At 43.6% G+C, this 16,058-nt stretch carries 16 protein-coding genes; 7 read left to right on the top strand and 9 right to left on the bottom strand.

Going from position 1 to position 16,058, the window contains the following annotated elements:
* Window positions 1-8 precede the first annotated feature (8 nt).
* The 4 genes from AC4MCD_RS03780 (at window position 9) to AC4MCD_RS03765 (ending at window position 5,555) form a co-directional block, all read left to right on the top strand.
* Window positions 9-3,185, top strand: coding sequence for an efflux RND transporter permease subunit (locus AC4MCD_RS03780; protein WP_491876594.1), 3,177 nt, complete (start codon window positions 9-11; stop codon window positions 3,183-3,185).
* Window positions 3,185-4,651 carry a multidrug efflux RND transporter AdeIJK outer membrane channel subunit AdeK gene (gene adeK / locus AC4MCD_RS03775; RefSeq protein ID WP_491876593.1) on the top strand — a complete coding sequence of 489 codons (1,467 nt, stop codon included), beginning with the start codon at window positions 3,185-3,187 and terminating at the stop codon, window positions 4,649-4,651. The genes AC4MCD_RS03780 and adeK overlap by 1 nt, the downstream gene beginning before the upstream one ends.
* A 106-nt stretch (window positions 4,652-4,757) precedes the next feature.
* Window positions 4,758-5,114: a YbjQ family protein gene (locus tag AC4MCD_RS03770; protein WP_180012717.1), complete on the top strand. Its 357-nt coding sequence runs from the start codon at window positions 4,758-4,760 to the stop codon at window positions 5,112-5,114.
* Window positions 5,115-5,117: 3 nt separating this feature from the next.
* Window positions 5,118-5,555 (top strand): YbjQ family protein, encoded by a 438-nt coding sequence (locus AC4MCD_RS03765; protein ID WP_180012716.1) that lies wholly within the window; start codon window positions 5,118-5,120, stop codon window positions 5,553-5,555.
* Here AC4MCD_RS03765 and def read toward each other — a convergent pair whose 3' ends face one another.
* On the bottom strand, window positions 5,556-6,044 hold the full coding sequence (gene def, locus AC4MCD_RS03760) for a peptide deformylase (RefSeq protein ID WP_491876592.1): 489 nt from the start codon (window positions 6,042-6,044) through the stop codon (window positions 5,556-5,558).
* 317 nt (window positions 6,045-6,361) lie between these two features.
* Between def and AC4MCD_RS03755 the strand changes: the two genes are divergently transcribed.
* The gene (locus AC4MCD_RS03755) at window positions 6,362-7,639 is read left to right on the top strand and encodes an MFS transporter (RefSeq protein ID WP_419364532.1); all 1,278 of its coding nucleotides are present in this window, start codon (window positions 6,362-6,364) and stop codon (window positions 7,637-7,639) included.
* A gap of 53 nt (window positions 7,640-7,692) precedes the next feature.
* On the opposite strand, the gene AC4MCD_RS03750 is transcribed toward AC4MCD_RS03755, so the two are convergent.
* Window positions 7,693-8,190: a DUF2505 family protein gene (locus tag AC4MCD_RS03750; RefSeq protein WP_005236909.1), complete on the bottom strand. Its 498-nt coding sequence runs from the start codon at window positions 8,188-8,190 to the stop codon at window positions 7,693-7,695.
* A 138-nt stretch (window positions 8,191-8,328) separates the two neighbouring features.
* The gene (locus tag AC4MCD_RS03745; RefSeq protein ID WP_004784921.1) at window positions 8,329-8,601 is read right to left on the bottom strand and encodes a hypothetical protein; all 273 of its coding nucleotides are present in this window, start codon (window positions 8,599-8,601) and stop codon (window positions 8,329-8,331) included.
* A gap of 157 nt (window positions 8,602-8,758) precedes the next feature.
* Between AC4MCD_RS03745 and AC4MCD_RS03740 the strand changes: the two genes are divergently transcribed.
* Window positions 8,759-9,640: an alpha/beta hydrolase family protein gene (locus tag AC4MCD_RS03740; RefSeq protein ID WP_491876591.1), complete on the top strand. Its 882-nt coding sequence runs from the start codon at window positions 8,759-8,761 to the stop codon at window positions 9,638-9,640.
* Between the two features lie 34 nt (window positions 9,641-9,674).
* On the opposite strand, the gene AC4MCD_RS03735 is transcribed toward AC4MCD_RS03740, so the two are convergent.
* Complete coding sequence (locus AC4MCD_RS03735; RefSeq protein WP_491876838.1) at window positions 9,675-10,160, bottom strand: hypothetical protein; 486 nt, start codon at window positions 10,158-10,160, stop codon at window positions 9,675-9,677.
* Window positions 10,161-10,551: 391 nt separating this feature from the next.
* Between AC4MCD_RS03735 and AC4MCD_RS03730 the strand changes: the two genes are divergently transcribed.
* The gene (locus AC4MCD_RS03730) at window positions 10,552-10,998 is read left to right on the top strand and encodes a GNAT family N-acetyltransferase (RefSeq protein WP_491876837.1); all 447 of its coding nucleotides are present in this window, start codon (window positions 10,552-10,554) and stop codon (window positions 10,996-10,998) included.
* A gap of 13 nt (window positions 10,999-11,011) precedes the next feature.
* On the opposite strand, the gene AC4MCD_RS03725 is transcribed toward AC4MCD_RS03730, so the two are convergent.
* From AC4MCD_RS03725 to AC4MCD_RS03705, 5 genes are all read right to left on the bottom strand, one after another.
* Window positions 11,012-12,832: a sensor domain-containing diguanylate cyclase gene (locus AC4MCD_RS03725; RefSeq protein WP_491876590.1), complete on the bottom strand. Its 1,821-nt coding sequence runs from the start codon at window positions 12,830-12,832 to the stop codon at window positions 11,012-11,014.
* A 198-nt stretch (window positions 12,833-13,030) separates the two neighbouring features.
* Window positions 13,031-13,369 carry an FKBP-type peptidyl-prolyl cis-trans isomerase gene (locus AC4MCD_RS03720; RefSeq protein WP_159123393.1) on the bottom strand — a complete coding sequence of 113 codons (339 nt, stop codon included), beginning with the start codon at window positions 13,367-13,369 and terminating at the stop codon, window positions 13,031-13,033.
* A gap of 80 nt (window positions 13,370-13,449) precedes the next feature.
* Complete coding sequence (locus AC4MCD_RS03715; protein WP_103799665.1) at window positions 13,450-14,073, bottom strand: MgtC/SapB family protein; 624 nt, start codon at window positions 14,071-14,073, stop codon at window positions 13,450-13,452.
* Window positions 14,074-14,162: 89 nt separating this feature from the next.
* Complete coding sequence (locus AC4MCD_RS03710; RefSeq protein WP_491876589.1) at window positions 14,163-14,693, bottom strand: YaeQ family protein; 531 nt, start codon at window positions 14,691-14,693, stop codon at window positions 14,163-14,165.
* A gap of 100 nt (window positions 14,694-14,793) precedes the next feature.
* Entirely contained in the window at window positions 14,794-15,798 is a 1,005-nt protein-coding gene (locus AC4MCD_RS03705) for a CobW family GTP-binding protein (RefSeq protein WP_491876588.1), read from the bottom strand.
* Window positions 15,799-16,058 lie beyond the last annotated feature (260 nt).

The raw sequence follows: 16,058 nt of genomic DNA, 5'->3' as shown, positions 1-16,058 counted from the left end.
AATGGTTCATGGCTCAATTCTTTATCCATCGCCCAATTTTTGCATGGGTGATTGCATTGGTAATTATGCTGGCGGGTATTTTGACCATCAGCAAAATGCCAATTGCTCAATATCCGACGATCGCGCCACCGACAGTCACCATTTCTGCGACTTATCCGGGTGCATCTGCAGCGACTGTAGAAAATACAGTAACGCAGATCATCGAGCAGCAGATGAACGGTCTGGATGGCTTGCGTTATATTTCTTCGAACAGTGCCGGTAACGGTCAGGCATCCATCGCCTTAAACTTTGAACAGGGTGTCGATCCTGATATCGCACAGGTACAGGTACAAAACAAGTTACAGTCTGCGACTGCACTTTTACCTGATGATGTACAACGTCAGGGTGTACGTGTTACCAAATCTGGTGCCAGCTTCCTTCAGGTATTAGCTTTCTATTCGCCTGATGGCAGCCTGACTGCAGATGACATTAAAGACTATGTGAACTCAAATATTTCTGAACCTTTAAGCCGTGTGGCTGGGGTTGGTGAAGTTCAGGTCTTTGGTGGTTCGTATGCAATGCGTATCTGGCTGGATCCTGCCAAAATGGCTAGTCTGCAAGTGACTCCAAGTGATGTGGCTCAGGCAATCCGTACCCAGAACGCTCAGGTGGCTGTTGGTCAATTAGGTGGTGCGCCACAGATTGAAGGCCAGGTGCTAAACGCGACGGTGAATGCACAAAGTCTGTTGCAAACACCTGAACAGTTCGAAAATATCTTCCTGAAAAATACCACTTCAGGTGCACAAGTCCGTCTGGGTGATGTCGCACGTGTAGAACTGGGTGCAGACAACTATCAGTTTGATTCTAAATTCAACGGTAAACCGGCGGGTGGTGTTGCGATTAAACTTGCAACTGGTGCCAATGCGCTGGATACCGCTGAAGCAGTTGAAGAACGTTTAAAACAGTTACGTCCTAACTATCCTCAAGGGATGGTGGATACACTGGCATTTGATACCACACCATTCATTCAGTTATCGATTGAATCGGTGGTTCACACTCTCATTGAAGCAGTCATTCTGGTCTTTATCGTAATGTTCCTATTCTTGCAGAACTGGCGCGCAACGATTATTCCAACCATGGCCGTTCCAGTGGTTGTACTGGGTACTTTTGCAATCATTAATATCTTCGGCTTCTCGATCAACACCTTAACCATGTTTGCGATGGTTCTTGCGATTGGTCTGCTGGTCGATGATGCGATCGTTGTGGTTGAAAACGTTGAACGTGTCATGGCTGAAGAGCATCTTGATCCTGTGAGCGCGACTGAAAAGTCGATGAAACAGATCTCTGGTGCGCTGATCGGTATTACCTCTGTACTGTCTGCAGTATTCGTACCAATGGCCTTCTTTGGTGGTTCTACAGGTGTTATCTATCGCCAGTTCTCAATCACGCTGGTCACAGCAATGGTTCTGTCGCTGGTGGTGGCCTTAACCTTTACCCCTGCCCTGTGTGCGACCATTCTGAAACAGCATGATCCGAACAAGCCGCAAAGCAACAATCCGGCTGCGCGTTTCTTCCGCTGGTTTAACCATAGCTTTGACCGTGTTTCTGTGAAATATCAGGGCGGCGTCAATCGTATGACCCACCACAAGATTTTCTCCGGTATCATCTATGCGGTGGTGATCGGGATTATTGTGCTGATCTTCCAGAAACTGCCTTCTTCATTCTTACCTGATGAAGACCAAGGTGTCGTGATGACGCTGGTACAGTTGCCACCAAATGCAACCTTGGAACGTACCGATAAAGTCATCAATACCATGACAGGCTACTTCCTGGAAAATGAGAAAGATCATGTCCAATCTGTCTTCAGTGTGGCTGGTTTCTCATTCACAGGTGTAGGCCAAAACGCTGGTCTGGCATTTATTAAACTGAAAGACTGGTCTGAACGTACCACACCAGAATCACAAGTCGGTGCAATTATCCAACGTGGTATGGCATTGAACATGATTGTGAAAGATGCGTCTTACATCATGCCGTTACAATTGCCAGCGATGCCTGAACTGGGTGTATCTGCCGGCTTTAACATGCAGTTAAAAGCAGCAAGTGGTCAAAGCCATGAGCAACTTTTAGCAGCGCGTAATACTGTTCTGGGTCTGGCTGCACAAGACAAACGTCTTGCAGGTGTCCGTCCAAATGGTCAGGAAGATAACCCGCAGTACCGTGTGATTGTCGATCATGCACAAGCCGGTGCTTTAGGTGTCAGCATTTCTGAAATTAACAGCACCATGAGCATGGCGTGGGGTGGTTCTTACATCAACGACTTCCTTGACCGTGGTCGTGTGAAGAAAGTATATGTACAGGGTGAAGCTAGTTCTCGTATGATGCCAGAAGATCTGAACCAGTGGTATGTTCGTAACAACCGTGGCGAAATGGTACCATTCTCGGCGTTCGCAACCGGTGAATGGACCTATGGTTCGCCTCGTCTGGAACGTTATAACGGCGTATCTGCGATGAACATTCAGGGTACACCGGCACCGGGCGTGAGCTCAGGTGATGCAATGCGTGCGATGGAAGAAATCATTGCCAAGCTTCCTGAAATGGGCATGCAAGGTTTCGACTATGAATGGACAGGTCTGTCTCTAGAAGAACGTGAGTCTGGCGCACAAGCACCTTTCTTATACGCGCTTTCACTGTTGATCGTGTTCCTGTGTCTGGCTGCATTGTATGAAAGCTGGTCAATTCCATTCTCGGTTCTTCTGGTTGTACCACTAGGTATCGTGGGTGCATTATTCTTGACCTTTGGCGGTATGATTCTGTTTAAAGACCCTAACCTGTCGAATAACATCTACTTCCAGGTAGCGATTATTGCCGTAATTGGCCTTTCTGCGAAAAACGCAATCTTGATTGTGGAATTCGCCAAAGAGCTGCAGGAACAGGGCGAAGAGTTATTTGATGCGACCCTGCATGCGGCAAAAATGCGTTTACGTCCAATTATCATGACCACCCTAGCCTTCGGTTTTGGTGTACTTCCACTAGCACTTGCTTCAGGTGCCGGTGCCGGTAGCCAGCACTCCGTCGGTTATGGTGTCCTTGGTGGTGTAATCAGTTCGACTCTTTTAGGTATCTTCTTTATTCCTGTATTCTATGTGTGGATTCGAAGTATCTTTAAATACAAACCAAAACAACAAAATCAGGAGTACAAGTCGTAATGCAAAATATATGGTCTATTACAGGTCGTAGCATTGCGGTATCTGCCCTCGCGCTTGCTTTGACTGCATGTCAAAGCATGCGTGGCCCAGAGCCCGTTGCAGAGGCAAATATCCCAAGCAGTTATACCAATGCTTCAGGTACTTCTGTAGCAGAACAGGGTTATAAAGAATTCTTTGCTGACCAGCGCCTGTTACAGGTACTGGATCTGGCATTGACCAATAACCGTGATTTGCGTACTGCCGCATTAAACATTCAACGTGCCCAACAGGCTTATCAGATTTCTGAAAATGATCGCCTGCCAACCATTGGTGCGAGCGGCAGCGTGTTACGTCAGGATACTGGCAGTAACAACCCGCAAAGCCGTGGCGCTGTAACGACTTATAATGTCGGTCTAGGCGTAACTGCATTTGAGCTGGATTTCTGGGGTCGTGTGCGCAGCTTGCGTGATAATGCTTTAGATACTTATCTGGCGACTCAAAGTGCGCGTGATGCGACTCAGATTTCCCTGATTGGTCAGGTGGCTCAAGCATGGCTCAGCTACTCATTTGCCAATGCCAATCTGGCGTTGGCTGAGCAAACGCTGAAAGCCCAGCTTGAATCTTATAACCTGAACAAGAAACGTTTTGATGTGGGGATCGATAGCGAACTTCCAGTACGTCAGGCACAGATTTCTGTTGAAACTGCACGTAATGATGTTGCCAACTATCGTACTCAGGTGGCTCAGGCACAAAACTTATTAAATCTGCTTGTAGGTCAACCTGTACCGGCTAACCTGTTACCGGCACAACGTGTTACCCGCATTACCTCTAATGCGGCACTAGGTGCTGGCTTACCAAGTGACCTGCTGATTAACCGTCCGGATGTACGTGCAGCTGAATACCGTCTGTCTGCGGCAGGTGCCAATATTGGTGCTGCCCGTGCGCGTCTGTACCCAACGATCAGTCTGACCGGTTCTGCAGGTTTCGCATCTGCAGATCTGGGTGATCTGTTCAAGTCTGGCAGTTTTGCGTGGTCTGTAGGCCCAAGCTTGGATATTCCAATCTTCGACTGGGGTACACGTCAGGCCAATATTCGTATTTCTGAAACAGATCAGCAAATTGCGCTGTCAGATTATGAAAAATCAATTCAGACTGCATTCCGTGAAGTGAATGATGCCCTAGCGGTACGTCAGAATATTGGTGACCGTATTGCTGCTCAACGCCGTCTGGTTGATGCGACTAATACCACTTACCGTCTGTCTCTAGCACGTTTCCGTGCCGGTATTGACAGCTATCTGACTGTACTGGATGCACAACGTGCTTCATATGCAGCAGAACAAGGTTTGTTATTACTTGAACAGGCAAATCTGAACAGCCAGATTGAACTGTACAAGAGTCTGGGTGGTGGTTTGAAAGTTAACACCTCAGACACCGTACCGTATCGTCCGTCTGTGACCGAACAGCGTCGTGCGGAACAGGCAAAATAAGTCCAGCCCCTTTTCAGAAAAGCTCACTTCGGTGGGCTTTTTTATTGCTTTTTCAAAGGAGATTTTCTATCTTCATGATTATACGATTGATTAAGAAGATATCTGCATGTTGTTGAGCAATCTTGAATCTGTACCGGGACATACCATTCGCCAGCAAATCGATGTGGTCTATGGCAGTACTGTGCGCAGTAAGCATGTTGGACGTGATTTACTGGCCGGCCTGAAAAATATTGTCGGTGGCGAGTTGACCGCTTATACCGAATTACTGGAAGAATCCCGTCAGGAAGCCATGAACCGGATGATTGAAAAAGCTCGCAGTATGGGTGCCAATGCGATTGTGGGTATTCGTTTTTCTACCTCAAATATTGCCCAAGGTGCTTCTGAACTGTTTGTTTATGGCACAGCAGTCATCGTTGATCCAGTCATGCCTAAACTGCCTGATCCATTTTCACAGGCGAACTAATGCATGGACGGATTGATTATACAGATTGTCATTTTTGCCATTCTGTTCAGTGTGGGTTTCGGTTTTGGTCGCTATAACGAGCGCAAGCATCTGCAATATCTGGATGAACAGGAACAGCGTTTGGCTTATATCCAGGTCAATAATAGCCGTTTCATCGAATCTACATTCCCCGGCCATATGATCAGCAGCAATGTGGTGATTTCACATGATTACTTTAAATATGCGATTGCTAATGTGCAAAACATGTTAGGTGGTCGTTTGACCAGTTATGAGAGTGTCGTTGAACGGGCGCGACGTGAAGCTATAGTACGATTAAAACTGGAAGCAGAAAAAATGGGTGCTGACCAGATTATGGGAATCCGTCTCAGTACTACCGAACTTGGCATGCAAGGTGGTATGGTTGAAGTCTTCGCTTATGGCACCGCAATTCAAGCCAAGTAATTATGCTTCTGAAAGCTTCTCTACAAATAAAATTCCATTCAGGTGGTCAATTTCATGCTGTACAATTCGTGCCGGAAAGCCTTTAAACGACTGAACCACTTCATTTCCCTCTAAAGTAAAATAACGCACCTGAATCTCTTCTGCTCGAGCGACCCTCCCTCTTTGCTCGGGCACACTTAAACAGCCTTCCTCACCCAAAACTTGCGTAGCTGAAGCACTGATAATCTCCGGATTGATCATGGTCACGGCTTCCATATACGGCGCCTCCGGATAACGTAAATTGGGCCGTGATGCGACAATAATAATGCGTTTAGACACATAAACCTGCGGTGCTGCAATGCCCACGCCCTGACGTTGCTGCATGGTTTCCATCAAGGTACTATTAAATTGCCTCAACCAATTACTGCAAAATTCAACCTGAGTAACCGGGTTGGCAATTAGGGTCAAAATGGCCTCACCTTGCTGTGCTACTGCCAAGGTATTTGTCATCGCGTTATCCTGTAATTTTTTCATCCAATTCTATCTTAGAGGGAAAATTACAGAATGAACATCAGGCTAAAATGAATAAATACGTTTAAAAAAGATAAGCTGTGTTTTAAGTAATATTGCGAACTCCAACTTATTTTTGCCTTAAAAATTTTACTTAAAAGGAAAATAAATAATCAAAACATTCCAAATAATTTTATTCGTTTAAATTTTAATAACTTTTAGTTTAGGTTAAACAAAGAAAGATTGATTATTCAAGAAAATAACCCTTCTTTAAAATCAGCACTCAAGTCATGGATATTAAATAATGGAACGACCACATGAATGCACAACCCTATCTGAGCCGTGCTGACAAACGCACCCTCGGACTATCGTCCCTAGGTGGCGCACTGGAATTCTATGATTTTGTCATTTATGTGTTCTACGCCAAACTAATTTCCGAACTGTTCTTTCCAAGTACCCTGAGTCCATTTTGGGCCATGCTGAATACCTATGGCATCTTTGCCGCAGGCTATTTCTTCCGCCCACTCGGTGGTGTAGTGATGGCGCATTTTGGAGATCTGATCGGTCGTAAACGTCTGTTCAGTTTATCTATCTTGCTGATGGCGCTACCGACCCTCATGATCGGGATCATGCCGACCTTTGAAAGTATTGGTTATGCTGCACCACTGCTGCTGCTATTGATGCGTGTAGTTCAAGGTATTGCGATTGGCGGTGAAATTCCCGCTGCCTGGACCTTCGTGTCTGAGCATGTACCAGAACGCCGGATTGGGATTGCCAATGGTTTGCTGACTGCCGGCCTATCGCTCGGGATTCTACTTGGTGCCCTAATGTCGCTATTTATTTCACTTCAGTTCACTGAAGCGGAAATCAAAGACTGGGCTTGGCGCGTTCCCTTCATTCTAGGTGGGATTTTCGGTTTTATTGCCCTTTACCTGCGCAGTTATTTGAAAGAAACTCCAGTTTTTAAAGCCATGCAAGCGAAAAAAGAACTGGCGAAAGAATTACCGGTCAAACAAGTATTGTTAAGCCACAAAACTGCTGTAGGCATTGGGATGTTATTTACCTGGTTCCTGACCGGCTGTGTGGTGGTGTTAATTCTGGCGATGCCAAATTTGCTCGTGGCCAGTTTTGGTTTCGAACGTGCTGATGCGTTCAAGATGCAAAGTGCTGCAATCCTGATGCAAATGCTCGGTTGTATTATCGCTGGTGTACTGGCTGACCGTTTCGGTGCAGGTAAAGTGATTTTGCTTGGCTCTATATTTGTAGCGGTAGTGGCTGGGATTTTTTATCACAGTCTGGGTCATGTTGAAGCGTCAACGGTGTTCATGCTTTACATGTTGCTCGGTTTAAGCTCAGGAACCGTGGGCATGGTGTCTTATAGCATGGTGAAAATGTTCCCGGCACAAATCCGTTTCAGCGGAATTTCATTTTCCTATAATCTGGCCTATGCGATTGCAGGTGGGATTACCTTGCCACTGGTGCAATGGTTAAGCCTGTATAGCAATATTGGCGCCCTGTACTATATCTGGACCGTTTGTCTAGTGACCTTATTCACTGCCCTGCTTTACCGCAGCAAATTTGAAAAAACAACCTAAAATAAAAAAGAGCCTGACTCACAGGCTCTTTTTTTAAGCGTAAAAATACGAGCTTAAGCTTTCAGATTCTTGCGTAGCTCATCTTCCACAATGCTGATCTCGATCTCACTGAATTTACGGATTTCACCTTCGGCATGTTTTTCCAGCATGCCCCCGACCAAAGGCACTTTCACATTCACCGTCCAGTTTAACTGGAACTGGATCTGCTGTTCATCACCTGTAACGGCACGCTGACATTTGGCTTCAATCGGCAGATTGGCACCTAGTTCCACGACTGAAGTCATTTCTTCCAAGTTGCTGACATCGGTACGTTGCAAGCGAAACGCATCTTTTAGCAGTTTTTTTGCAATATCCGGAATTTTGACATCCAGATTGTAGGCACGTTTCAGGGTATACAAGTGTCCCTGCTTTTCTGAAACCAGAATTTCCATATTTTGAGCAGGGATCCGATGACAAACCGCTTCATGCAAACTGATGTCATTTGCCAGACGTTTAAACTCATCAATCGAAACACCGCGAATAATTGCGTTTACGGTAAACTGGTGGGCCATATCTATTTTCCTTATTTTTATTAGGGGTTATGGACTCAAATTAAGTCAAATGAATCATCTGACAGAGAAGATAAGCTATTTAAGTCAATTTTACATCGGCTGTCATTATTTTTTTATTGAGAAAAATTGGCATTGAGGTCAATGTTTCCAGGCAATTTTTGCAGATATACAGGGTCCACAGCTGAGTAAAAGCTGAACTTCACGATACTCAATGACCGCATGAAATTCTTCTGCACCATCATCCAGACCGGAAGCATACCAGACCGTGCCCGCAGGAAATTTCTTTAACCAGCTGGCCTTATAAAAATCAGAAACAGAATCAAACTGTAGATAGTGTTCCGGTTCAGCTTCAACCTGAGTCGCTAAAGCCATAAATTTCTGTAATTGTGCCTGATGAAAATCAATCAGCATGAGGCAGCCCTTCCTTTTGTATGAGGCGATTACATGCCATATAGGTAAGCATAGATGTCATTTACGACTCGTGAGTTTTGACATCATGGCTTAGATCAGATTAAAAATAATATAGATTCACCTCCCCTGATTCAATCCACGTATAAGGATATCCAGTATGCAACAAGGAAAAGTTCAGGTTGAAACCGTGCAGTTTTTGGCAGAAGATGGCTATACCTTAACCGGCAAGCTTTACCGCAGTGAATATGCCAAAGCCAATATTGTCATCGCCTGTGCGACAGGTGTTCCCCAAGCTTTTTACCGGCGCTTTGCCGATTATGCAGCACATGCAGGTTTTCAGGTACTGACTTTTGATTATCGCGGGGTGGCTGATTCTGCACCCAAACGGTTAAAGAATTTTAAGATGTCCTATTTAGACTGGGGACAATATGATCTCAGCGCTGCGATTGATTATCTCAGCCGAACCAGCCTAGACATTTATATGATTGGCCATTCCTATGGCGGACAGGCCTTGGGATTAAGCAAATATCATGATTGCATTGAAGCAATGTACTGCTTTGGCACCGGTGCTGGCTGGCATGGTTATATGCCTTTAACTGAAAGAATCAAGGTTCAGGTAATCTGGAATATTGTTTTTCCACCGATGGTAGCGGTGACAGGCTATTTGCCATGGAGTCGTTTAAATATGGGCGCCGACTTACCGCGTGATGTCTATCGTCAGTGGCGCAAATGGTGCAAAAATCCAACCTATTTCTTTGCCGATCCTGAACTGAAAGACCTGCATGCCCATTATGCGGCGGTAAAAACTCCTATTTATGCCGTAGCCGCGCTCGATGATGCTTGGGCCTTACCTAAATCCAGACAGGCCTTTATGCAATATTACCGTCAGGCCTCGTTGCATTATATTGATATTCAGGCGACCTATTATGGACTCAAACACATTGGACATATGGGTTATTTCCGTCAGGGCGCAGAACAGCTCTGGGATGAAGTGCTCGCAAAGTTCAGTGAATTACATCAACTCAAATATGCAGCTTGATTTTAGTCTCTAGAGTATTTAAATTTTCAGCTGACTAAGCATAACGTGCCTGTTGAACATCGGTTCTGATTTCCTGACGGTGTTCCTCGCCGAAACGGTCGACATGGGCATAAAATACTCCATAACGGCCGACATAATATTCCAGTGACTGGTCATAAAAATTCCAGAAAATGGACCATTCGCCTAAATCCATCTGACGGATTTGTGTACCGGTATGCATCGGCATCTTACGGAGCAGTTCCTGCTGTAACTGCTCTGCTTCATTGCGATCCTGAATCTGAACCTGATGCTGGAAAAATAATTGCGCCACGTCATCAAACAGTTCCAGCTCATAGGCATCGACCACGTGCAAGGTTTCCTGAGAATCAGATTCACTCTCTTCAGTACTACTGGAAATCGGATCCTCTTTTTCGACACGTTTACTCTTTACATACCGCTGGGTTCTATAGATTTTCATACCGATAAACCACATCGCATAAAGTATCAGGGCTAGACATGAAAAAATCAGGAATTTAAGAATCATTGATCATCTCGTGTGGTTAATTTTATTTTTATCACGGTCTGCCAATTCTTGATTTGGCGATCTTCTTTCAACTTAACACAAGTCTATTTTTTGTACAGCAAATATGAGGGGTTTTTTTAGATCTTTTCGGATTTTTTCTTCAGTTGAGCCTTATTTCCCAATATTTAATTTGAAATGAAAGTCTAAAATCTTGTAAAAAATTAGAATTAAACCAAGGGGTCAATATTGATCAGGATAAATAAATCAGACAAATCACTACAGAATCGATCATCAACTCTCGGTTCTTTAGCAAATGCACTCAAAAAGCTACACGATTGGTATTTGTTTTCCTGAGCATTTTCCTTCAAATAAAAGGTCCCTTTTTATGGTCGAGTAAATGAATAAAATTATGATTCGTGAAGGGAAGATTCAAGATATACCTCAAATAATTCAGGTCATCCACGACAGTATTCAATCCTGTATTTTGGATCATCAACGTGAAGACATCGTGATCCAGCGCTGGCTGGAACAGTTTAATCATGCCCAGTTGATTGTGGAAATGCTTTATAACGACTGCTGGGTGTATATTTTAAATGATCAGATTGTCGGCTTTTTGCTGGTCAGTGACACAGGAGAAATCCTGATGCACTATGTGGCTGCACGTTTCCAGCGACTCGGGGTTGGCACCCAGCTTTTTGATCAGATGCACAAATCCTTAGTGCGTAAAAATATTCATAAAATTAAAGTCCAATCGACTCAAACCGCTTTAAGTTATTATCAAAAAAATGGATTTTTCTCACCGAATTCTCAATCGGAAAATGAAGAAAATTATCATTTATATAAATACGCTTTTTAAAATTAAAACTTTTTTATGTCATTTTAAGTCGATCTCGCCCTGCCTGCTTAGCCGCATATAACTGCACATCTGCTGCTTTCATCAGTGCATGAATATCTGGATAGGGGTGTGTTTGATCCATCCAGGAAATGCCCATACTGACGGTGACATAGGATTTATCATCTGTCCGATTTAAGTGTTCAAATTGCTGTTCTCGGATCTTGATTAAAACTTTCTCCAGAGACTGTAAGGCTGCCTGAACAGGTACATCAGTGAGTAGAATCGCAAATTCTTCTCCACCATAACGGGCTAAATATGCGGATTCGGGAAGTACCGTCTGAATGACCTTGACCAGATTCTGTAAAATTTCATCTCCTTTTAAGTGCCCATAATAGTCATTGTAGTTTTTAAAATAGTCGACATCGAGCATGGCGAAAATCAATGTAGTCTGTGGATGTTGCTGACAGTGTAAAAACTGCTGCTGGATTTGGTCATTTAAGGCACGGCGGTTAAAGGCACCCGTCAAAGCATCAATATTCACCTGATGTTCGAGTTTGGCATTCAGTTCATGCAATTGCTCGGTACGTGCTTTGACTTTCTGATCGAGTGAATTATTTAACTCTTTCAGATTCATGTTCAGCTGCTCTGTCGCATAGGTTTGATGGGCATAATTTTGCGACTGCTGAAACATAATGATCACGGCATACAGACTGGTCGAGATAAAAGACAGATGCACACTTTCAATCACATTAATCAGTAATAAATAGTCATTTATAAAGGTTAGACATAGAAAAATGACCGCATAGAGAGTTAAGCGCGAATAATTGTCTTTATGATGCAAAGTCTGATAAAAGCCATAGATAAAATTGGCCACCACGACTATCCCGAAAATCGCACTATACAAGGCCAGATGTTGAAAAGTTTCCGGATCGGTCAACAGGGTTACGACACAGTTCAGTAGTAAAAGTCCTGCGGCAACACTATAAATAAATCGATGCAAATAGCGCTGATTAAACAGGTACATATAACTGAGGAAAAATAGAATCGCCAGGAAAGTGAACAGATATTCCAGGCGTGTTCCCCATAACCAGCCGATCTTAGTCACGATCGAATAGGCATACGGCGCTGCAAAAAAGTTATGCAGGGCCAGAAAAATAATGAACAAGCCAAAGATAAAAATACTTTTGCTATTGCGTTCTGTTGAACCCCGAAACATTGAAAAAAGAATCGTAAAAAAACCGACCCCTAGCACCAGTCCACAGACCATACTGATGCTCATCATAAGTTGCTGATATTGACGGTTAATAGTTCCGGCTGTTCCAATGCGTATAGGCTGCTCAATCCCACCATGCAGATGGGTATAGTTTGAAGCCTGAATACTCATGGTGAAATATTCACTTTCAGGAACAAAATAACCGATTCGAGGAGCCCTTTCATTTCTCTGCTCTTCTGCTGTTTTCGCAATTTCTCCATGACGCAAAATAAATTTGCCATCAATATAGATTCGATAGGCACCATATTCAGCCGGAATATGCACGGCGATCCGACGTCCGATAAATTCTGATGGAATTTTAAAATGCCCGATAAAAGTTCCATAGCCAATATTAGAACCGGTCAGGTCTTTAAATGATGCAGGTAATTGAACCTCTTGCGGGCTAAGTACGGAACTTGGTTCAGTAATAAACTGATTTGGGTAAAACTGCCAGTTTTGGGGCAATTGACTACTATGATCTTCAGTAAAGTGAATTTCGGAAATACGCAACTGACTGTGCTGTGTGACAGTGGAAGAGTCAAGTGATGCCTGGGCGAAAACTGGAATCGTCACTAATAGGACCCAGCTAATGCTCCAAATCAATATTACAGAATAGACGCTCCTTATCACGTTTTGCAAAGACAGTATTTTCCTGAAAAGTGCTTTATTCTTCTTATAATCTACGTCGAATAGCAGGGAGTGCAAAGCTTTTTTTGTAGTTCATCGGATGAAGTCCATATTGCTATAACTTCACCCGGTCAGCATTCATTCATGACAATGAATGAAGCTTATTTCAGTGAATTAATCACGTGTTTTAACATCATACAGTTCGATTTCAAAAATCAGGTTTGAATTGGCCGGGATAATATTTCCCATTTTACGTTCGCCATAAGCCAAGTGAGCAGGCACGATTAGTTTACGCTTACCGCCCACTTTCATACCAATAATCCCTTGATCCCAACCCTTGATCACACGGCCAGTGCCGATCACGGTTTCAAAATAATTACCGCGATCCAGTGATGAATCAAACTTGGTGCCATCTTCCAGCCAGCCGGTATAATGAGTCGTAATAAGCGCGCCCTTAACCGCTTCTTTCCCTTCACCCACTTTCAAATCAATAATTTCTAGCTCTTTGGTCATGACCAATATCCTTCATCTGGCAAATACGCATAGTATAAACGGGATTAGACAGAATTCCTTTAGCTTTGAGGCTTAAAGGATTAAAAGCTGAGTTCCTGGATATTTGAATCATTCAGTAAATAGTTGGTTAATTTTTTATGATTTTCGGCGGAGCCAATTAAAATCCAGCGTCCACTAATACGATGTTCCGTTTTATGCTGCACACTGCGAACGACTTTCATATTATAAGTTTTAAATAATTCTTCGTATTGCTCTAAGGTTTTACGTTGATAAGGACAGATAATTCGGTAGGTGCGTGCCTGACTTAAGGTTTCTATTCCCTCTTGGACATAAATCAGGAAAATCAGTACGATTAATACAATAAAAGTAGCAAACAGACTTAGCCATTCATAACCTGCACCAGCTGCCATCCCTAATGCTGCTGTCATCCATATGGTGGTTGCTGTCGTAATACCTGAAATCCGGTTTTCATCTTTAAAGATAACTCCTGCACCGACAAAACCCAAGCCAGTGAGGATATTGGCTGCAATCCGATCCTGACTATCCAGACCAATTTTTATCGACATAATCGTGAACAAGCAGGAACTCAAACTGACCATGATCATGGTTCGCAAACCGGCAGACTTACTACGATATTCGCGTTCTGCACCAATAATTGCACCAATACCGAGGGCAATGAGCAAACGATAAAGATCCGGATGCATATATTTATCCCTGTTTCATTTTTATTATTGTCAGGTATACGCAATTTCTGAATCAGGATACAAGCCAAGACTTGCATCCTTATTGGCTGTTATTGTAACTTTTCCCATTCAATTACAGCTTGGGCCTGATCATCGATTAGGGTCCATTCACCATCCATGATATTTAGTTGCAGCTGCATGGTACGTTCACATAATTGTTGTACCGCTTCAGTGCTGGCGGTCGAGATTTTCCAGACCTCAACATTTGACAGCGTTTTTAACTTGGAATTACGTTTATACCATTCATCAACTGAAGAACCATAAGCAACTACTGCGACCTGCTTGCAACGCGCACTGGCTTTCTTGACTTTATCTTCGTCAGGACAACCCACTTCGATCCATTTCAATAATTGGCCAGTCAGGTCTTTTTCCCACAACGCTGGCTCATCAGTCTCAAACAGGTCTTTGGTAAATTCAAGTGCCTCGCCAGCAAAACGTGCATAAGCCAGAATACGTACCATCAGACGTTCAATGGTTTCCGAAGGATGCAGCGCCATCGTCAACTGATAGTCTTCATAACGATGGGTATCCATATCGGCAACATTCAAATCTGCCTTATAAATTGTCGCTTTTAACGCCATAACATAATCCTCAAATTTGGCGCCTAGCATATAAGATTTATTGCATTTTTGCTGGACAGATTTCGTCTTATCCAGCTATTTTCTCTGCGCAGATTTGAAGCTATTTTTCCTGATCAATCCGGCATTGCATTAAGGCGGTTTCAAATTCCAGCCAGTCACGTGAGGTCTGGTAAATCACTTCTACCCGGTTATCAATGCCTTCTTCGGCAGACTGATAATTAAACTGATCAGGATTGAAATTAAAGCTTTTCCAGCCCTGATTGGTATTAAAAATCCCTTTGATGCGTAGCCAGTCCTGCTGCTCACAAAGCAAATCTAGCAGGTCATAAAAATCAAACTGCCAGCGTTTCGGCAATTTCCAACCTGCCACCTGATAGCCTTGTGCACTTTCAACATAATGATAAGGCAACTGATGTACGACAGCCGGCATCTCTCCCAACACTTGGCGCTGTTGCTTGAGCAGTGGCTGGATCTGCCGTGGAGTACCCTGATAATCCTGTTTGATTTGCTCAATATCCAGCTGTCCGTTTTCTATCATCAGCCAGTGCTGGGCATAGGGCTGATACTCAGCCTTGAGTTCAGTTAAAGCAGCATGATCAGTTTCAGTCATCAAATCAGCATGGGAAATGACCACGATATTGGCAACTTTCAACTGATCCGCATACAGGTTCTGATGCGTCCAGTCCCGATCATGTAAACGTGAGCCATCCACCACGGTAACCAAAGATTGCATCTTTAAATGACTCTGCCAATGTGGTTCAGTGAGCTGTTCCAGCAGTTGTCCGGGATGTCCGAGTCCTGTCGGTTCAATAAATAGCCGGTCCGGTTTGGTTTCTGACAATAGCCGGGATAAAGCAATCTGCATCGGCAACTGACTGCTACAACATAAACATCCGCCCAATAGTTCTTTTACTGCATAGCCCTGATCCTGAGGCAGTAATTGCTGGTCAACACCAATCTGACCAAATTCATTCATCAACACAGCCCAGACTTCCTGCTCCGGTTTCTGGCTCAGTAAATATTTTAATAAAGTGGTTTTACCGGCACCCAAGAATCCGGAAATGATGTGTACAGGAATAGGCTGCTGAGCGGCAAGAACTTTCAAAATTGATTCTCAAAGATTGAATTAGAAGTAGTAAACCTGACTATTATAGAGCACTGGACTCTTGCAAAAATGTTCATTTTTGGATGAGTAGATCCTATTTATCTCAGTGTAAATAACAATAACAGTCTGTAGTAAGTACTTTTTAACCGTTAACTAGTTCACTTAAATGCTATATTTGAAATATTTACACACATTTCCAGCTAACAATTTCCTTACATTTAACAGAAGAAAACAAATTTCCAATGATTGTATTTGCTTGG

It is taken from the genome of Acinetobacter sp. CAU_H_78, assembly GCF_058599365.1.
The sequence above is the reverse complement of the archived record's forward strand: the minus strand, read 5'-3'. Positions and strand labels throughout refer to the sequence as shown.